The organism is Hymenobacter terrestris (genome assembly GCF_013377905.1).
Lineage (GTDB): Bacteria > Bacteroidota > Bacteroidia > Cytophagales > Hymenobacteraceae > Hymenobacter > Hymenobacter terrestris.
In genome coordinates this window covers 1-17,215 of the sequence record NZ_JABKAV010000020.1, presented here as the reverse complement: position 1 = coordinate 17,215, position 17,215 = coordinate 1, and the positions used below count along the sequence as shown (strand labels likewise).

Sequence of the window (17,215 nt, the reverse complement as noted above, 5' to 3'; positions counted from 1 at the left end):
TTCTGCTTTAACACTGCCAGGTGAGGCTTAGCGGCTAGCCACCAACCTGCTAGCCCGGCATGCTGGCCGCCGTCGCCCTCACTTACTCCTATATATAAGGAGAGCAGCCTTCCCGCATATTGGGAGGCGGTTAGGAAGGGGGCGGATTATTGCAGCATCTTTGCGGCAAAATTCAACTTTTGCGCGGGCCAACCCGTTTCCTAGTTCACACCCGCTCCGCTTCCCCCCACCCTATGGTCAAAAATTTAGTTATCGTCGAGTCGCCTGCCAAAGCAAAAACCATCGAGGGATACCTCGGCAAAGACTTCGTCGTGCGCTCGTCCTTTGGGCATGTCCGCGACCTGCCCAAAGACAATAACGCTATTGATATTGCCAACGGCTTCAAGCCTACCTACGTCGTTTCAGCCGATAAGCGCGACATTATCAGTCAGTTAAAGAAATTGGCTAAGGAAGCCGAAATCGTGTGGTTGGCCAGTGACGATGACCGCGAGGGCGAAGCCATCAGCTGGCACTTAGCCGAAACGCTGAACCTGAACAGTGAGAAGACGCGGCGCATCGTATTCCGCGAAATTACCAAGACGGCCATTCTTAAAGCCATTGAGAACCCGCGCGAAATCGACCTAAACCTGGTGAATGCCCAGCAGGCCCGCCGGGTGCTCGACCGGCTGGTAGGCTTCGAGTTGAGCCCGGTGCTCTGGAAAAAAGTGAAGGCCGGCCTTTCGGCGGGGCGGGTACAGAGCGTGGCCGTGCGGCTGGTGGTCGACCGGGAGCGGGAAATCAGCGGTTTTACCGTGACTTCGGCCTATCGGATAGTGGCCCGTTTTGATGCCGGCCGGGGGGCAGTGCTCGAAGCCGAATTGCCCACCCGCTACAAGACCCGCGCTGAAGCCGAGGCCTTCCTGGCCCGTTGCGTAGGCGCCGATTATGCCATTCAGAACTTGGAGCAGAAGCCCGGCAAGCGCACGCCCGCGCCGCCCTTTACCACCTCCACGCTGCAGCAGGAAGCCTCGCGCAAACTCGGCTTCTCGGTGGCCCAAACGATGAGCGTGGCCCAGAAACTTTACGAAGCCGGCCGCATCAGCTACATGCGTACCGACTCGCTTAACCTGTCGGAAGATGCCATTGCGGCCGCCAAAGCCGCTATTACCGGCGCTTATGGTGCCGAGTATGCGCATACGCGTCACTTTAAAACCAAGTCGGCCTCGGCTCAGGAAGCCCACGAAGCCATCCGCCCCACCGATTTCACGCTGCTCAAAGCTGGCTCCGACTCGCAGGAGCAGCGCCTCTACGACCTCATCCGCAAGCGGGCCATGGCCTCGCAAATGGCTGATGCAGTGATTGAGCGCACCGTGGCCACTATTGGCATCAGCACCCAGCCGGGCGTTACACTCACGGCCAGCGGCGAGGTTATCACCTTCGAGGGTTTTCTGAAGGCCTACACTGAAAGCAAAGATGACGACGAGCAGGATAGCGACGAGCCGGCCGAATCGTCGTTTTCGCGGGGGCTGCCGCCGCTGAGTGTGGGCCAGCAGCTGCCGCTGCAGCAGTTTACGGCCACCGAGCGGTATGCCTCGCCCGCCGCTCGTTTCACGGAGGCTTCGCTGGTGAAGAAGCTGGAGGAAATGGGCATCGGCCGGCCTTCCACCTACGCCCCAACCATCAGCACCATTCAGAAGCGCGGCTATGTGGAAAAGGACTCGCGCGACGGCAAGGAGCGTAAGTTTCATGTGCTGACGCTGGACGGGAAGCAGGTGAAAACGGAAATCAAAACTGAAACCTACGGCGCCGACAAGGCCAAGCTGTTCCCGACCGACGTGGCCATGGTGGTCACCGACTTCCTGGTCGAGCACTTCCCGGCCATTGTCGACTTCCAGTTCACGGCCAAGGTAGAGGACGAGTTCGACCGCATTGCCGACGGACTCGACAACTGGACCGACATGTTGAGCGGCTTCTACACGCCTTTCCACAAAACTGTGGAGTTGGGTGAGGAAATTGAGCGCAGCACGCTGGGCAGCACCCGCGAAATCGGCCTGCACCCCGAAACGGGCCAGAAGCTGACCGCCCGCCTCGGCCGCTACGGCCCCTACGTGCAGATTGAGCCGCTGGAAGGCGCGCCCGAAGACGAAAAGCCAGTTTATGCCAGCCTGCGCAAAGGCCAGTTCATCGAGAGCCTGACTATTGAAGAAGCCCTCGACCTGTTTAAGCTGCCCCGGGTAGTGGGCGAGTTTGAGGAGAAGAGCATGACGGCTGCTCTCGGCCGCTTCGGCCCCTATATCCGCCACGACAGCAAGTTCTACTCGCTGCGCAAAGACCAGGACCCGCACACCATCACGGGCGACGAGGGCGTGGAGTTGATTGAGGCTAAGCGCAAGGCCGACGCCGAGCGACTCATCAAGTCCTTCCCCGAAAACCCTGATATTCAGGTCCTCAACGGCCGTTTCGGGCCATACATTGTAGCGGGCAAGAAGAACGTAAAAATTCCGAAGGGCGAAGAACCGACCGAGCTGACGCTGGAGCGCTGCCTGGAACTGGCCGAAGCCACTCCCGACAAGCCGGCCCGCGGTGGCCGCTTTGCCAAGAAGGCGGCTCCCGCGGCCGAGGAAAAAACTGACACGCCGGCCAAGAAAAAAGCGCCGGCCAAAAAACCAGCCGCCAAGAAAAAGGCACCGGCCAAGAAAGCAACCGGCACTACGACGGCCAAGAAACCAGCTGCCAAAAAACCAGCTGCCAAGAAGGCAGAATAGGCATAGGCCTCCTGGCTTGTCAGCGGTGGCGAACGAGCCAAGCAGAACGTTATCAAAGCTGTTTACAAAGTCAAAAGATCGTCATGCTTCGACTGTGCTCAGCATGACGGTCTCATTGGCATTACTGAGTTTCCAAACAGTTTCAGCAGCTCTTATAAAGCTCCGGCCAGTGGCCGGAGCTTTTTTTGTGGGTGAGCCGTCAAATATGTAATCTGCAGCCGCGTTTCCGATTATCATTCCCAAAACCCGGTCCCTTGCGAATAAGCGCTTCCCTACTGCTTCCTTTGCTGCTGAGCTGCACCAGCCCCGACCCGGTGGCTGGTGGGCCTGCTGCTGAGCCGCCGACTACCGCCGCGGCCGATGCCCCTGCGCCACCACCTGCCCCCAGCGTATATTCCTGGCTGCCGGCCGGCCGCTACCAGCCCAGCCAGACGGTGGCCGCCCGGTTTGCGCCGCCTGCCGGCTACCAGCGCGTGGCGGTGGCCGCCGGCTCGTTTGGGCAATGGCTGCGGTATCTGCCGCTGCTGCCGGCCGGCACACCCGTGAAACTCTACAATGGCCAGCCCAAAGACCGCCAGGATGTGCACGCCGCCGTACTCGACCTCGACGTGGGCCAACGCGACCTGCAGCAATGTGCCGACGCCGTCATCCGGTTGCGGGCCGAGTACCTGTTCAGCCAGAACCCCGATCAGGTGCACTTCCACCTCACCAGCGGCGACGACGTTGGTTTCAAAGACTGGTATTCGGGCCGGGGCTTTGCGGTGAAGGGCGACGACGTGCTGCCCGCCGCCCGGCCCGCCGAAGCGCCCAGCCACCCCAACTTCCGCCGCTACCTCAACCAGATTTTTACCTATGCCGGCACGCTTTCGCTGAGCAAAGAGTTGCAGCCAACACCCCTGGCGCAGGTGCAGGCCGGCGACGTGCTCATTCGGGGAGGCTCGCCGGGCCACGCTGTGCTAGTGCTCGATGTAGCCGTGCAGCCCGCTACCGGCCGCCGGCTGGTATTGCTGGCCCAGAGCTACATGCCCGCCCAGCAGATGCACGTGCTTACCAACCTCTGGGACGAAACCGGCCTGGGTGCGTGGTTCTACCTCGACCCGCAACAGGAGCGCGTGAGCACGCCGGAATGGACATTCAGAAAAACTGAACTGCGCCGGTTTGAGTAATCCAACCCATCTATACAGCATTACTCCCCTACTCCATCATCACGTATTATGAAGAAGATTGTAGCCTTAACTGGTGCCGGCATATCGGCGGAAAGCGGACTGGCCACGTTCCGGGGCTCCGACGGCCTTTGGGAGGGCCACCGCATTGAGGACGTAGCCACGCCCGAGGGCTGGGCCAAAAACCCGGCTTTGGTGCTCGACTTTTACAACCAGCGCCGGGCTGCGGCCCGCGCTGCCCAACCCAATGCCGGCCACCTGGCCCTGGCCGGACTGGAAGACCAGTTTGAGGTAGTGGTAATTACCCAGAACGTGGACGATTTGCATGAGCGGGCCGGCTCGACCAGGGTGCTGCACCTGCACGGCAAGCTGTTCGAGAGCCGTAGCTCGCGCCACGAGGAGCTGGTGTACCCGATGAGCGGCGACCGGATTCAGCTGGGCGAGAACTGCGCGCAGGGCTACCAGCTACGACCCAACATTGTGTGGTTTGGTGAGGCTGTGCCCATGATGGAGGTAGCCATGGAGGAAGTAGAAACCGCCGACTTGCTGCTGGTGGTGGGCACTTCGCTGCAGGTGTACCCGGCGGCCGGCCTCGTCGATTACGTGCCCCGCAACGCGCCCATCTACGTTATTGACCCTAGCCGGCCCCCGGTAGCCTCCCGCCCACGGCTGCACTTCATCACGGAGCCTGCCACTACTGGATTGCCCCACGTGGCCCGCGAGTTGCGGCAGGAGCTGGCAGATGAGTAGCAGCTATATAACATATGAGTAGGCCTGTCACGAATAAAATTAGATGCAAACTCATATATCGTATAAAATATATATAATTTTAAAGTCTGGGAGCAATGTGCACCACCCTACTTATTTGGCTATGAAGAAGATCTTACCATTCCTGATTTGGGCCAATATAGGCGTAGGCCTTGGCTCGGCCCTGGGTCAAAGCAGCATTCCAGCAGGTGGGGGTGGCTATTCGCCGCCGGTCGGCATCTGCCTCACGAGCGAGCAACGAGTTGAAATTGATAGTATGCTGGCTCGCAACGTGCGCCAACTCACAAGCCAGGGCCTTTTGCCTGCTGAGCCAGCCCGGCCGGAGGCCACTGTTCCGTTCGACTGGCCGCTACGCCAGGCGGCGGGCTTTCAATACAACAGCATTTATGGGGTTTCCAACTTTGTCGACAATAACCCGGAAATTGGGAAACGCCAGGACTGGAACTGCAATACCCGCACCTACGACAGGGGCAACTACAACCACGCTGGCACCGATATTTTCCTCTGGCCCTTCGACCAGAACATGATGGAGAGCGGACAGGCGCAGATTATAGCGGCGGCTCCTGGCGTCATCATCGGCCGCTACGACGGTAACTTCGACCTCAACTGCGACCTGTCTAATACCAACTGGAACGCGGTATATCTGCGCCATAATGATGGGTCGGTGACCTGGTACGGACACATGAAAACCGGTTCGGTAACCGGCAAGCAACTCGGCGCAACGGTTGCTGCGGGCGAAGTACTGGGTACGGTGGGTAGCTCGGGCAGCTCCACTGGCCCCCACCTGCACTTCGAGCTGCACGATGCGCAGGGCAAAGTAGTGGACCCCTATGCGGGGCCCTGCGGCGCGGCAACCAGTTCCTGGGCGGCGCAAAAGCCCTATTACGAGCCGACCGTTAATGCTATTCTCACCCATCAGCAGGCACCGGTATTCGAAGCCTGCCCCAAACCCGACCAAACCAATCTCAGCGACAACCTGACGGCCGGCGAAACCGCCTATTTCGCCGCCTATTACCACGACCAGCGCCAGGGGCAAGCAAGCACCTATACTGTTTACCGGCCCGATAATGCGGTCTTTTCCACCTGGACCCACAGCTCGCCGGCAGCGCACTACGCCGCATCGTACTGGTACTGGTCCCTCAGAATGCCGGCAACGGCCGTACCCGGTATCTGGCGGTTCGAAGTAGCCTACGAAGGCACAGTAGTCAAGCACGAATTCACGGTGGGCAAAGTTGTAACAGCTCTTACCAGCGCACGCCAGGCAGCGGCTTTTACGCTGGCTCCCAACCCGGCACACCGCCGCGCTACCCTCACGCTGGCCAGTCAACCCGCTGCCGGCACCGAGGTACTTATCCGCACGATGCTGGGGCAGGTGGTGAGCCGGCAGCCGCTGGCCGCCCGCCTTACCGAACTGGCCTTGCCGGACTCGCCAGGCCTTTACTTGGTTACGCTGCCTACTACTGAGGGGCCGGCTACCCAAAAGCTGCTGATTGAGTAGTTAGGGCTGCCTGCCGGCAGCTTCTGCTAATTCCCCCTCTCACTTACTACTTATGGCTTCTATTGTGGGGCACTGCGTGCTGGGTGCCACGCTGGCTAAGCTGCTGCTGCCGGAGCGGCATTTTTGGCCCTACTGGCTGCTGGCCGCCGCCTGCGCCTTTCTGCCCGATGCCGATGTAGTCGGTTTTAAGCTGAACATTGCCTACGACAGCCTGTGGGGCCATCGGGGCCTGAGCCACTCGCTGGTAGCGGCAGTAGCAGTGGCCAGCTTTATTGTAGTACTGGTAGGTGGCAGGGCCGGCGCGCCGCCACGTGGGCGGCTGTGGGCATTGCTGTTTTTGGCTACCGCCTCGCACGGCGTACTCGATGCCATGACTACCGGTGGACTGGGCGTAGCCTTTTTCAGCCCATTTGATTCCGAGCGGCACTTCTTCGGGTTCCGGCCGATTGCCGTTTCGCCCATTGGTATAAAAAATTTTCTGGGCGAATGGGGTGCCCGGGTGCTGCGAAGCGAGGTGAAATGGGTGCTACTGCCGTGCGCACTGGCACTAATGGTGCAGGTGGCCGTACTACGTCGGCAGCGAGTGGCCCGAAGTGTGTGGCAGGCGTAGAAATTGAAGCCGGACTCAATCGGAATTTGACCCGGCCCGTAGAAGAAAAGCTTATATATTTCCTTCTATGGTACATAGCTACGCCCGTACGCTGCTAACGGGCCTGAGCCTGACAGCCTCGTTGTCGGTTTTCGCCCAAACGCCGCCGGCTCACAAGGTCTTTCTGCTGGGCAACACGGCTGGCCCTAGTCTGCCGGCCCGCCACTTAAATGCCCTGCGCCGCGTGCTGGAGCAGCAAACCGGCCCGTTTACGGTTGTGCACCTGGGCGATGTGGTGAGCCAGGAGGGCCTGGGCAGCAAGCAAGACTCCAGCCAAGCTGGCCAGACTGCGCGGGTTGATGCCCTACTATCCCTGGTGCAGGGCTTGCCCAACGGCAAAATTTACTTCGTACCTGGCGATAAGGACTGGGCTGACTCCGGCCCTAATGGCCTGAAGCGAGTGCGGCGACTCGAAAAGTATATCAGCCAGCACAACGGCAAGCACACTTTTATCCCCGAAAATGGCTGCCCCGGTCCCTATGTAGTGGATATAGCGCCGCTGGTGCGGCTGGTGGCCCTCAGCTCACCCTGGTTCACCCACCCCTACAGCAAGCCCGAGGCCCCCGATACCGACTGCTCTACACTGACGCAGGAAGAGTTCCGCGAGCAGCTCCAGGATGTACTCGACGATACCAAGGGCCGCAATGTGCTGCTGGTCGGCCACCAGCCCGTGGTCAGCAATGGCGAGTATGGTGGGCACCTGCCGCTGGGCCGCTACCTGTGGCCTCCAGTAGTTGGCGCCCTTAGTGCAGCCTACCGCCAGAACGTGGGCACGCCCCGCGACCTGGCTAACCCGGGCTATCAGCAGTTCCAGCGCGAAGTGCTCAACACCCTGCGCGACCACCCCGGCGCGGTGTACGCCGCCGCCCACGACTACAGCCTTCAGCTCACGTCGCAGCAGGGCAGCTACCACCTTGTAGCGGGTTCGTTTGCCGAAGCCCGGTACGTGGCCGGCAACGCCGGCTCCGAGTTCAACGCGGCAAAACAGGGTTTTTCGGAGCTCGACTACTACACCGACGGCACCGTGAAAACCACCTTTTTCACGTTTGATAAAGACATCGGAAAAACCACGAGGCGGTCGAAAACCGCCGCCTACGACGATAAAGCGGAGGCCAGCCCTGTGCGCCAAGCCTACGCGGGCACGCTGTTTCAGAGCGCCTGCCAGGAGCCACGCTTGCCTAATATACCAGTCAACAGCTTTATTCCAGAGTGCCCCTCGGCCCCGAAGGGAGTAGCCGACGTGAAGCCCGACGTGCCGTTTGTGGCCGTGCAGACGCTGCCGGCTGGCGCCCAGTACGCCGGCACCCGCTCGTCGCGGTTCTGGCTGGGGCCGGGCTACCGCACCACCTGGACCCAGCCCGTGCAGGTACGAACCCTAAACCTGGGTACCGAACTGGGCGGGCTACGGCCTTTCGGGCGGGGCGGCGGACGCCAGACGACTTCGCTCAAGCTGATTGCCGCCGACTCGTCGGAGTACGTGTTCCGGTCGGTTGACAAGGACGTAACCAAGATTCTGCCGCCCGAGCTGCGCCGCTCGTTTGCCGCCGATGTGTTGCGAGACATAACGCCCACTGCCCACCCCTACTCGGCGCTGGTTATCAGCTCGCTGCTCGATAAAACCGACATTCTGCATGCCCGGCCCCGGCTGTTCGTGCTGCCCGACAACCAGCAGCTCGGACCCTACCGCACCGACTATGCCGGCCTACTGGGCACGCTCGAAGACCGACCCGAGGACCCGAAACCCAACCTGCCGGGCTTCGCTGACGCTGACAATATCCGTCGCTCGTTCAGCTTCTTTCGGCAGCTGTATAAAGACAATGACAACCGCGTGGATGCCGTGGCGCTGGGCCGGGCCCGGGCCTTCGATATGCTGGTGGCCGACTTCGGCAAGCACGAGGACAACTGGAAATGGGCAGCCTACGAAGATGGTAAAAAAGCCCTCTACAAACCCATTCCGCGCGACCGGGACCAGGCGTTTACCCTCTGGAACGGCAAGCTGAGCTACTTGGCCAACCGCGAATGGGCATTGCCCAGCATCGAGGATTTCCAGGCCGACTTTGGCGATATGAAGAGCCTGAACTGGCCTGCCCGCCACCTAGACCGTTTCCTGCTGCAAAGCCTGAACCGACAGCAGTGGCAAGAAATTGCGCAGTATCTGCAGGCCAGCATCACACCTGCCGCTATTGATGAGGCCACGGCTACGCTGCCACCCGAGCTGAAAACCCTGTCGGCCGACGATATCAACCGCAAGCTCAAATCCCGCATTCAGCAGCTGCCCACGGCCCTGGACCGCTACTATTTGCTGCTGGCCCAACGCGTGGATGTAGTGGGTTCCAACAAGGGCGAGGTATTCCAGGTGAACCGCCTGGCCGATGGCACGGTGCGGGTCCAGCTGTTCGACCGCGCCAGTGAGGGCGACGCGCCCAACGGCCCGGCCCTGTTCGACCGGACGTTTCAGCCCAAGGAAACCGAGGAAATCAGCTTGTACGGACTCGATGGCTGCGACATATTTACGGTAACCGGCGAGGCCAGGAGTAGCATTCTGGTGCGCATCATCGGCGGATCGGGCAAAGACCGAATTGCCGACGACTCGCGGGTGCGCGGCCTGCGTACCCTCACTAAAGTATACGATGTGCCCGATACCGACCTGCAGCTGAGTGCCGAGGCCGACAACCGCACCTCGACCAAACCCGGCGTGAATGCCTACGACCGGGAGCAGTTCGAATTCGACTCGTACCGGCCCACTATTGGGCTGGGCTACAACCGCAACGACGGCTTTGCGGCCAGCGCGGGCATTTCGCTGCTGCGCCAGGGCTTCCGCAAGCCCGGCTACAAAAACCGCTACGATTTCCTGCTGGAGGGCAGCACCGGCGGCCAGCGCCAGTTCACGGCCAGCACCCGCCACCGCTACGCCATTGGCAAGGTCGATGCCGGGGCCTCGTTCAGCTACGGCAGCTACTTCCCGTTCTACAACTTCTTCGGCCTGGGCAACAATACCGGCCTCGACCAAAACCGCTACGACGACAATTTTTACCGGGCCCGCTACAAGGGCATAATCCTCAACGGCTTTCTGGAGCGCACGTTCTTTCAGCGCAGTGTGTTGCGTGTGGGCCCCAGCTACGAGTACTATAACAACGATTTTGCCGCCGACAGCTACCTGGGTACGTACCCGTTCCGCCCCGATGCCCCCGTTTCCGACCCCATCATCAACACCAGCTTCCAGCGCCTGGTGGGCCTGAATGCACTACTCGACCTCGATTTGCGTGACCGGCCCAACTTCGCCCGGCGCGGGGTACGCCTGCTGGTCCAGCACGATTCTTACCATCAGCTCAACGGCAAGCAAGGTAATTTCGGGCTTACGCAGGGCTTTGCGCAATACTACGGCACGGCCCGGCTGCTCGTTCCGGTAACGTTGGTGGTAAAGGGCGGCGGCGCCAGAAACTACGGCAACAACGACGACATCCCGTTCTACAAATTCACCAGCCTGGGCCTGCGCGAAGGGCTGCGCGGATACTACCGCAACCGTTTCAGCGGCGACGCCAGCCTTTACCTCAACACCGAGCTACGCCTGGCGCTGGGCCGGAGCAAAAACGGTTTCCTGCCCTTCTCCTACGGCGCCTTCAGTTTCTACGACCGGGGCCGGGTGTACCTGAACGGCGCTTCGCCCGGCGGCTGGCACCAAGGCTATGGCGCGGGTGTGTACCTGGCGCCCGTATCCGACCAGTTCGCCTTCTCAGTTTCCTACCAGAAATCGGTGGAAAACAACCTGCTCCAGTTTGGCCTGGGCTTCCGGATCGACAAGTAGCGGTTGCTAGTTGTTACGAAGGGCGGTGTAGGGGCGGGTTTTGCCCCTGCCCACCGTCAGAACAATGCAGTAAACAACTATTTCAAAGCCCCGCAAAGCCCTTGCTGCCGGCGGGCGGGGACAAGCCCCGCCCCTACACCGCCCTCCCTTACTTGGGTTAGCTGAATGCCCCCTTATATTTGCCCATGCACTTTCCCCTCCTGAAGTTAGCCGCCATTGATATTGGGTCGAACGCCGTGCGCTGCCAGATTTCGGCCGTACTGCACCATGAAGACCGGTACCGGCTGAAGCGGGTCGAGTACATCCGCTACCCCTTGCGGCTGGGTGAAGATGTGTTTGCCACCGGCCGGATTTCGGAAGCCAAGCAGGCCAAGTTCATCAAGTTTCTGCACGCGCTTCGCCTGCTGATGGAAGTGCACGATGTGGCCCCCAATCACTACCTCATCTGCGCTACCTCGGCCATGCGCACCGCCAGCAACGGCCCGGAGGTAGCGGCCCGCATCGAGCGGGAACTGGGCATGCTGGTAAACGTGATTGACGGCCAGGCCGAAGCCCTCTACATCAACCGCGTAATCGAGCACCTACTTGAAGATAACAAGCACTACCTGCACATTGATGTGGGCGGAGGCAGCACCGAGTTCAACATCTACCACAACCGCCGCAAAGTGGCTTCGCAGTCGTTTGAGGTGGGCAGCATCCGGCGCATGCAGCAGGAGGAGGCCGGCCTGAGCACCGAGGCCATGCGCGAAACCTGGCAGCGCATGGAAGACTGGGTAAGCGAAAATGCCCGCCGCTTCCACGTTACGCGGGCCATCGGCACGGGCGGCAACATCAACAAGATTTACAGCATGGCTCAGGCTGGCACTGGCCTCGACAAGCCGGTAACCCGCCAGCGCATTGCCGAATTGCTGGAGCGCATCACCAACATGAGCATGGACGAGCGCGTGAACGTGGCGCTACTCAACCCCGACCGCGCCGACGTTATCGTACCGGCCGGCCACATCTACCTCTCGGCCATGGAATGGGCCGACACCCAGCATATGTTCGTGCCCGACATCGGCCTCAAAGACGGCATGCTGCAAACGCTGTTCGAAGAGCACTTCGAGGAGTTCCGGGCCCACGACGACCACCGCCCCGGCGGCACCACCACCATCCAAAGCCGCCCCGCCGAAACGGAATGAAGAGCAGAGAGCTAAAGGGGAGATAGAAAGTCATTCAGAGCGCAGCGAAGAATCTAGCGTGCTGATCGTTGGAGGTTAATTTCAACGATTAGCACGCTAGATTCTTCGCTGCGCTCTGAATGACTTTCTATCCTACTTCACTTACCTGCTCGCTACAATTTACGCCAGGTCGGCTTCTTCCTGGGCATCGTAGTCCACGTTGGCACTCATCGGAGCCTCCTTCTGCGGAAGCACGGGCTCGGTTTCGCCGGACGCGGGAGGCAGCATTTCGGAGGTAATGACGACTACCGCCTCCTTGGGCTGGGCGTTGGCATCTTCGGAAGAGGCCCGGATGTTGGCTACCGAAAGCCAGTCGTCGTAGAGTGCCTCCTCGGGCATAATGGTGAAGCTACGGCTGTAAAACTCCTTATGCAGGTTGGAAATGGGCTCGTCTTCCTGCGGCGTGCGGCGCACGTAGGCTCCATCTTCGCGCATCACGTAGGTATTCTGGTTGTCGAGCAGGTTGTAGTAGAGGATGTTGATGGCCTCGCGCTTGATCTGGGGGTTGGCCAGCAGAAACAGCGCCTCCAGCCGCCGCTCGAAGGAGCGCACCATCATATCGGCGGAGCCAGCGTACAGGCGGGGCTTGCCGGCCTGATGGAAATAGAACAGCCGGGCGTGCTCCAGGTAGTCGCCCACAATGCTGCGCACCTCAATGTTCTCGCTTAGGCCCGCCCGGCCCGGCCGCAGGCAGCAAATGCCCCGCACAATAAACCGGATAGGCACACCGGCCTTGCTGGCCTTGTAGAACTCGTCAATCATCTCCTTGTCTTCCAGCGAATTCATCTTCATCACGATGCCGCTGGGCAGGCCTTTTTTGGCGTTCTTCACTTCCTCCCGAATCAGGCACACCAGCTGCTGGCGCATGTCTTTGGGGGCCGTAATCAGGTATTCGTACTCGTCGGGCTGGCTGTGGCCGGTTATCACGTTGAAGAATTCCGACACATCGTGGCCGTATACTTCGTCGGTGGTGAGCAGGCTTACATCGGTGTAGATGCGTGAGGTTTGCTCGTTGTAGTTACCGGTGCCCAGGTGCACGTAGCGCGTCACTTTCTCGCCTTCACGGCGGATAATCATGAGCATCTTGGTGTGCGTCTTGAACTTGCTGACCCCGTAAATCACGAAGCAGCCGGCCTTTTCGAGCCGCGCCCCCTCCCGGATATTGCGCTCCTCATCAAAGCGGGCCTTTACCTCGAACAGCACCGATACGTGCTTGCCGTTCTCGGCCGCCTTCAGCAGCGCCGCCGTTACCCGCGAGTCGTCGGCGAGGCGGTAAATGGTTTGCTTGATGCCCAGCACGTGCGGGTCCTCGGCCGCCTGTTCCAGCAGCCGTACCACCGGGTCGATGCTGTTGTAGGGGTGGTGCAGCAGCACATCCTGGTGCTTGAGGTAGTCGAACATATTCTCCTCCACCGTTTCGGGCAGCGTGATGGGCGGCACCGACGCCGGCTGCTTGAACCCTTTGCCCCGGAAGTTAGGGTGCTTGAGAATCTGCAGCAGGCCGCGCATATCAATCATCGAGTTGATAACGAACACATTGCCGTTGTCGATATTCCACCGCTCGCGCAGCACCTGCATCAGGAAAGCGGCCGCGTCGGGCTCCACCTCCAGGCGCACCACGCGGCCCTTCTTGCGGGTTTTCAGGCCCGACTGAATCTCCTTGATGAAGTTGGCATCAATATCGTCCGACTCTTCCAGCGTGAAATCCCCGTTGCGGGTAATCCGGAACATGTCGGCCGACAGAATTTCCACGTTTCGGAACAGCTTGGGCAGGTTGGCCCGCACGATTTCCTCGATGGGCACAAATAGTACTTTGTCGCGCCGCGTGAGCTCGAAAAAGCGCGACAGGTTCTGCGGAATCTGCACGAACGTAAGCCGCTCCTGCCCCTTCTCCATCTCAATGTCGCCGGAGCCTGTACGCGTGACGACCCCGAAGATGAGCATCTGGTTCATCATCAGCGGGAAGCCGTGGTACGAATCGTATACCATGGGCGTGAGCAGCGGAAACACAGTGTTCTTGAAGTAGCCGTCGGCCTTCTTCAACTCCACCTCCGTCAGCTCACTAAGGGCCAGCACGTTGAAGCCGTTCTTCTCGAATTGCGGCTTCAAATCGTTCAGATAGGTCATCGACTGGTCGTTGACGAACCGATGGGCAAAATCGAGCAGCTTGCGCCGAAAGGGCATTTCGCGCAGGCCGGAGTAGTCCACCCGCTCCTTGCCGTAGTCGATATAGTTATAGAGCGAGCCCACCCGAATCATAAAAAACTCGTCGAGGTTGCTGCTGGTAATGGCCATAAAGCGCAGCCTGTCGAACAGCGAGCGACTGGTGTCGCGAGCCTGGTCGAGCACCCGATAGTTAAAGCGCAGCCAGCTCAGGTCGCGGCTGATGTACTTGCTTTTACGAATCAGGTCGGCAGATTTGAAGATTTTCATAGGATAGCAGGCTTTAGATGGCAAAATACGGGAAAACCGTGCCGTTACGTGTTTTTGAGGCAGGAAATGCTGCATGAGGTTTTCGGCGCTGCGGCCAGCAGTGAAACAGAGTGGCACTGGTACAGAACCTAATCTACTGGGCTACCTGTCAAGCCAATTCAATCCACAGCTCGTTTCGTTATCTACAAGCCCCATTAACAAAACAGCGCCGACCAACCGGCCGGCGCTGTTCTGCAATAGGTCAAATGCAGCCAGGCCACCAAGCGGCGCAGCGGTTTCAAGTAAGCTTATCGGGCTCGGTTTCCGGCTCCGGCGGCGTGGGCTTTGGCGGTGGCGGCGTGGGCCCGGCCGGCCGCCGCCGGTCGGTGGTGACGAGCAGGGCCAGGGCCGTGAGCGAAAGGCGCAGGAGCCATTTGCGGCTAAGCATAGCTAGCGGGCGAAGAAGGCATTGTTGTTTTCCACCGTCAGGTCGCAGCGGCTGCCACCGGTGTTTTCCTCGCACGAGGTACCTACTATTTCGTTGCTCTCGAAGTTGAAATAGCAGAACGTGCAGCCCACGCTGGTGAGAATGTAACGCGGTGCGTTGGAGCTCAGGTACAGGCTGTTATTAGACGAAGTCAGCAGCGGAATAGCCATGGCCCGGAACATGCCGTCGCGCAGGCCTAGGCCCACAAGGTAGTAGACCGCTTTGTCTTTGGGCGTTTCCTGAACCTTGCGGATGATGGTTTTATTGATGGACGTGCCGTCGCCGAACTGTCGGGTGAACCGGGTAGCCAGATCCTGCTTGGGCGTAATGTAGTCTACCTTATCGTTTACCACCTGGGCAATCTGCTTGCTGGTAGCTTCCATCTGCCGCCGGTTCAGCGCGTCGGGGTCGTTGGTGGGCGAGCTAACCTCCGGGAAGCCACGTTTGCTGGTTTCGCAGGCACTCAGCCCACCCAGTAGTAGGGCGGCGCTCAGGCAGGCAACAGCACTGTTACGCAGGAAAGAATTCATCATTCAGGATACAGAAAATAGCAGTTTGATGGGCAATATAGTGAGGTAGCCGACGAGTATATAGGCAACACTTCCACTACGGCGCGCTTTGGTGGCAGTAAACTTAGCGGGGTTTGTAATACTTACGGGCCTCAGGTAGCTGCTGCTGAATATCGGCGATACGGGTGCCGTTGGAAGGGTGCGTAGATAGGAACTCGGGCTGCGCCGACCCACCGGAGCGCGCCTCCATACGCTGCCAGAACGCCACGGCCCCCTCGGGGTTATAGCCTGCCATCGCCATGAAAACGAGGCCCAAACGGTCGGCCTCCGACTCTTGGTTACGGCCATAACGCAGCAACCCCAGCTGCGAGCCGGCTCCAACAGCCTGCATGAATATGTTCTGGGTAGCCGACGGATTCTGTCCGACAGCCGTTGATACAACGCCGCCCAAACCCTGCGCGGCCATCTGCTGGCTCATGCGCTCGGAGCCGTGTTTGGCTACGGCGTGGGCAATTTCGTGCGCCATTACTACGGCCAGGCCGTTTTCGTCCTGCGTGATGGGCAGGATACCAGTGTACACGGCCGTTTTGCCGCCGGGCATGGCCCAGGCATTTTCCTGCTTGTCGTTTATCAGGCTGAACTCCCAGGCATAGCCGTCGAGCTGCTGCGACTGGTTTTGCTGACTGAAGTATTGCTGCACGGCCTGCTCGATGCGCTGGCCCACGCGCTTCACCATGGCGGCCTGCGCGCCACTATTCACGACTTGGCTGCTGGCCAGCACTTTCTGATACTCCTGGGCGGCCATCTGGTTCATTTCGGCATCGGAAACCAGGCTAAGCTGGCGGCGGCCGGTGATGGGAACCGTGGAGCAGGCCGTTGCCACGAACAGGCAGCTGGCCAGGGCGATATTCTTAAACATATGCGAAGGAAGTTGAGAGGAAAGAATCCGGCCACTCGTGCCAGCCCGGAAGCCCGGGTCCGACGCAGCCATTGCTGAAGTGCTATACGTCAGCAACCCGGCAAAATGTTTGCATTTGGCCCTGCGCGACTAAAAACCTCCTCGTTTTGGTACTAGAGCCCCATTAATTACCGTTACTTTTGATACTGATGGGGCCCGGGCCTGGCAGGTGGTTAGATGAAAGCTGGTTTTATCCGAACATCCTGCCGGCCCCACGCCCCACAAATCCCAAGCCTTTCCTCCTATGAAAATCCTGTGTATTGGCCGCAACTACGCGGAGCATATTGCTGAACTACAGAACGAAACGCCCAGCGCGCCCGTCGTATTTGCCAAGCCCGACACGGCTCTGTTGCAGCGCAACCAGCCATTCTTCATGCCCGATTTCTCGCAGGATATTCACCACGAAATTGAGCTGGTGCTGCGCGTGTGCAAAAACGGCAAGAACATCGAGGAGCAGTTTGCGCCTACCTACTTCGACGCCATCGGGCTGGGCATCGACTTCACGGCCCGCGACCTACAGAGCCAGCTCAAAAGCAAGGGCCTGCCCTGGGAGCTGGCCAAAGGCTTCGACGGCTCGGCCCCTATCTCGCAAACCTTCAAACCGGTAGCCGACTTCGCCGATCTGGGCAACATCGACTTCCGGCTCGAAGTGAACGGTGAAACGCGCCAGCAGGGTAACTCGGGCCTCATGTTGCACGATTTCAGCAAAATCATCAGCTACATCTCGCGCTTTATCACCCTGAAAATGGGCGACCTGATTTTCACCGGTACGCCCAGCGGCGTGGGTCCGGTCCACATCGGCGACCAGCTCACGGGCTTCATCGGCGAGGAAAAAATGCTGGACTTGGCCGTTAAATAAACCGCTAATCCGAACGATGTAGGGGCGCGGGTAGCAACTGCCCCGGCCGCCGGCCGGTCGGGGGGGGGCGGGCGCGGGGGGGCCGGGCGGTGGCTGCGGGCGCGGGCGGGTTTAAGGGGGCGGGTGTGGAAAAAGGGCTACAG

Annotated in this window: 12 protein-coding genes; 8 read left to right on the top strand and 4 right to left on the bottom strand. The window is 59.9% G+C overall.

Annotated features, from left to right (window positions below; translation table 11 throughout):
- The first annotated feature begins 233 nt into the window (after nucleotides 1–233).
- From topA to HW556_RS09000, 7 genes are all read left to right on the top strand, one after another.
- The gene (topA, locus tag HW556_RS09030; protein WP_176899701.1) at nucleotides 234–2,744 is read left to right on the top strand and encodes a type I DNA topoisomerase; all 2,511 of its coding nucleotides are present in this window, start codon (nucleotides 234–236) and stop codon (nucleotides 2,742–2,744) included.
- A gap of 284 nt (nucleotides 2,745–3,028) precedes the next feature.
- A complete protein-coding gene (locus HW556_RS09025; protein WP_218136890.1) occupies nucleotides 3,029–3,910 on the top strand; it encodes a DUF4846 domain-containing protein in 882 nt (293 codons plus the stop codon).
- A gap of 48 nt (nucleotides 3,911–3,958) precedes the next feature.
- Complete coding sequence (locus tag HW556_RS09020; RefSeq protein ID WP_176899700.1) at nucleotides 3,959–4,657, top strand: SIR2 family NAD-dependent protein deacylase; 699 nt, start codon at nucleotides 3,959–3,961, stop codon at nucleotides 4,655–4,657.
- 121 nt (nucleotides 4,658–4,778) lie between these two features.
- Nucleotides 4,779–6,173 (top strand): peptidoglycan DD-metalloendopeptidase family protein, encoded by a 1,395-nt coding sequence (locus tag HW556_RS09015; protein WP_176899699.1) that lies wholly within the window; start codon nucleotides 4,779–4,781, stop codon nucleotides 6,171–6,173.
- Nucleotides 6,174–6,225: 52 nt separating this feature from the next.
- Nucleotides 6,226–6,783: a metal-dependent hydrolase gene (locus HW556_RS09010; RefSeq protein ID WP_176899698.1), complete on the top strand. Its 558-nt coding sequence runs from the start codon at nucleotides 6,226–6,228 to the stop codon at nucleotides 6,781–6,783.
- Nucleotides 6,784–6,850: 67 nt separating this feature from the next.
- A complete protein-coding gene (locus HW556_RS09005; protein ID WP_176899697.1) occupies nucleotides 6,851–10,627 on the top strand; it encodes a BamA/TamA family outer membrane protein in 3,777 nt (1,258 codons plus the stop codon).
- Nucleotides 10,628–10,812: 185 nt separating this feature from the next.
- On the top strand, nucleotides 10,813–11,808 hold the full coding sequence (locus HW556_RS09000) for a Ppx/GppA phosphatase family protein (RefSeq protein WP_176899696.1): 996 nt from the start codon (nucleotides 10,813–10,815) through the stop codon (nucleotides 11,806–11,808).
- Nucleotides 11,809–11,967: 159 nt separating this feature from the next.
- On the opposite strand, the gene ppk1 is transcribed toward HW556_RS09000, so the two are convergent.
- The 4 genes from ppk1 to HW556_RS08980 form a co-directional block, all read right to left on the bottom strand.
- Nucleotides 11,968–14,280, bottom strand: a complete 2,313-nt coding sequence (gene ppk1, locus HW556_RS08995) for a polyphosphate kinase 1 (protein WP_176899695.1) — start codon at nucleotides 14,278–14,280, stop codon at nucleotides 11,968–11,970.
- 277 nt (nucleotides 14,281–14,557) lie between these two features.
- The gene (locus HW556_RS08990) at nucleotides 14,558–14,707 is read right to left on the bottom strand and encodes a hypothetical protein (RefSeq protein WP_176899694.1); all 150 of its coding nucleotides are present in this window, start codon (nucleotides 14,705–14,707) and stop codon (nucleotides 14,558–14,560) included.
- Nucleotides 14,708–14,709: 2 nt separating this feature from the next.
- Nucleotides 14,710–15,279, bottom strand: coding sequence for a hypothetical protein (locus HW556_RS08985; protein WP_176899693.1), 570 nt, complete (start codon nucleotides 15,277–15,279; stop codon nucleotides 14,710–14,712).
- A gap of 100 nt (nucleotides 15,280–15,379) precedes the next feature.
- Nucleotides 15,380–16,174, bottom strand: coding sequence for a M48 family metallopeptidase (locus tag HW556_RS08980; protein WP_176899692.1), 795 nt, complete (start codon nucleotides 16,172–16,174; stop codon nucleotides 15,380–15,382).
- A 283-nt stretch (nucleotides 16,175–16,457) separates the two neighbouring features.
- On the opposite strand from HW556_RS08980, the gene HW556_RS08975 reads away from it, so the two are divergent.
- The gene (locus HW556_RS08975; RefSeq protein ID WP_176899691.1) at nucleotides 16,458–17,072 is read left to right on the top strand and encodes a fumarylacetoacetate hydrolase family protein; all 615 of its coding nucleotides are present in this window, start codon (nucleotides 16,458–16,460) and stop codon (nucleotides 17,070–17,072) included.
- Nucleotides 17,073–17,215: the final 143 nt, after the last annotated feature.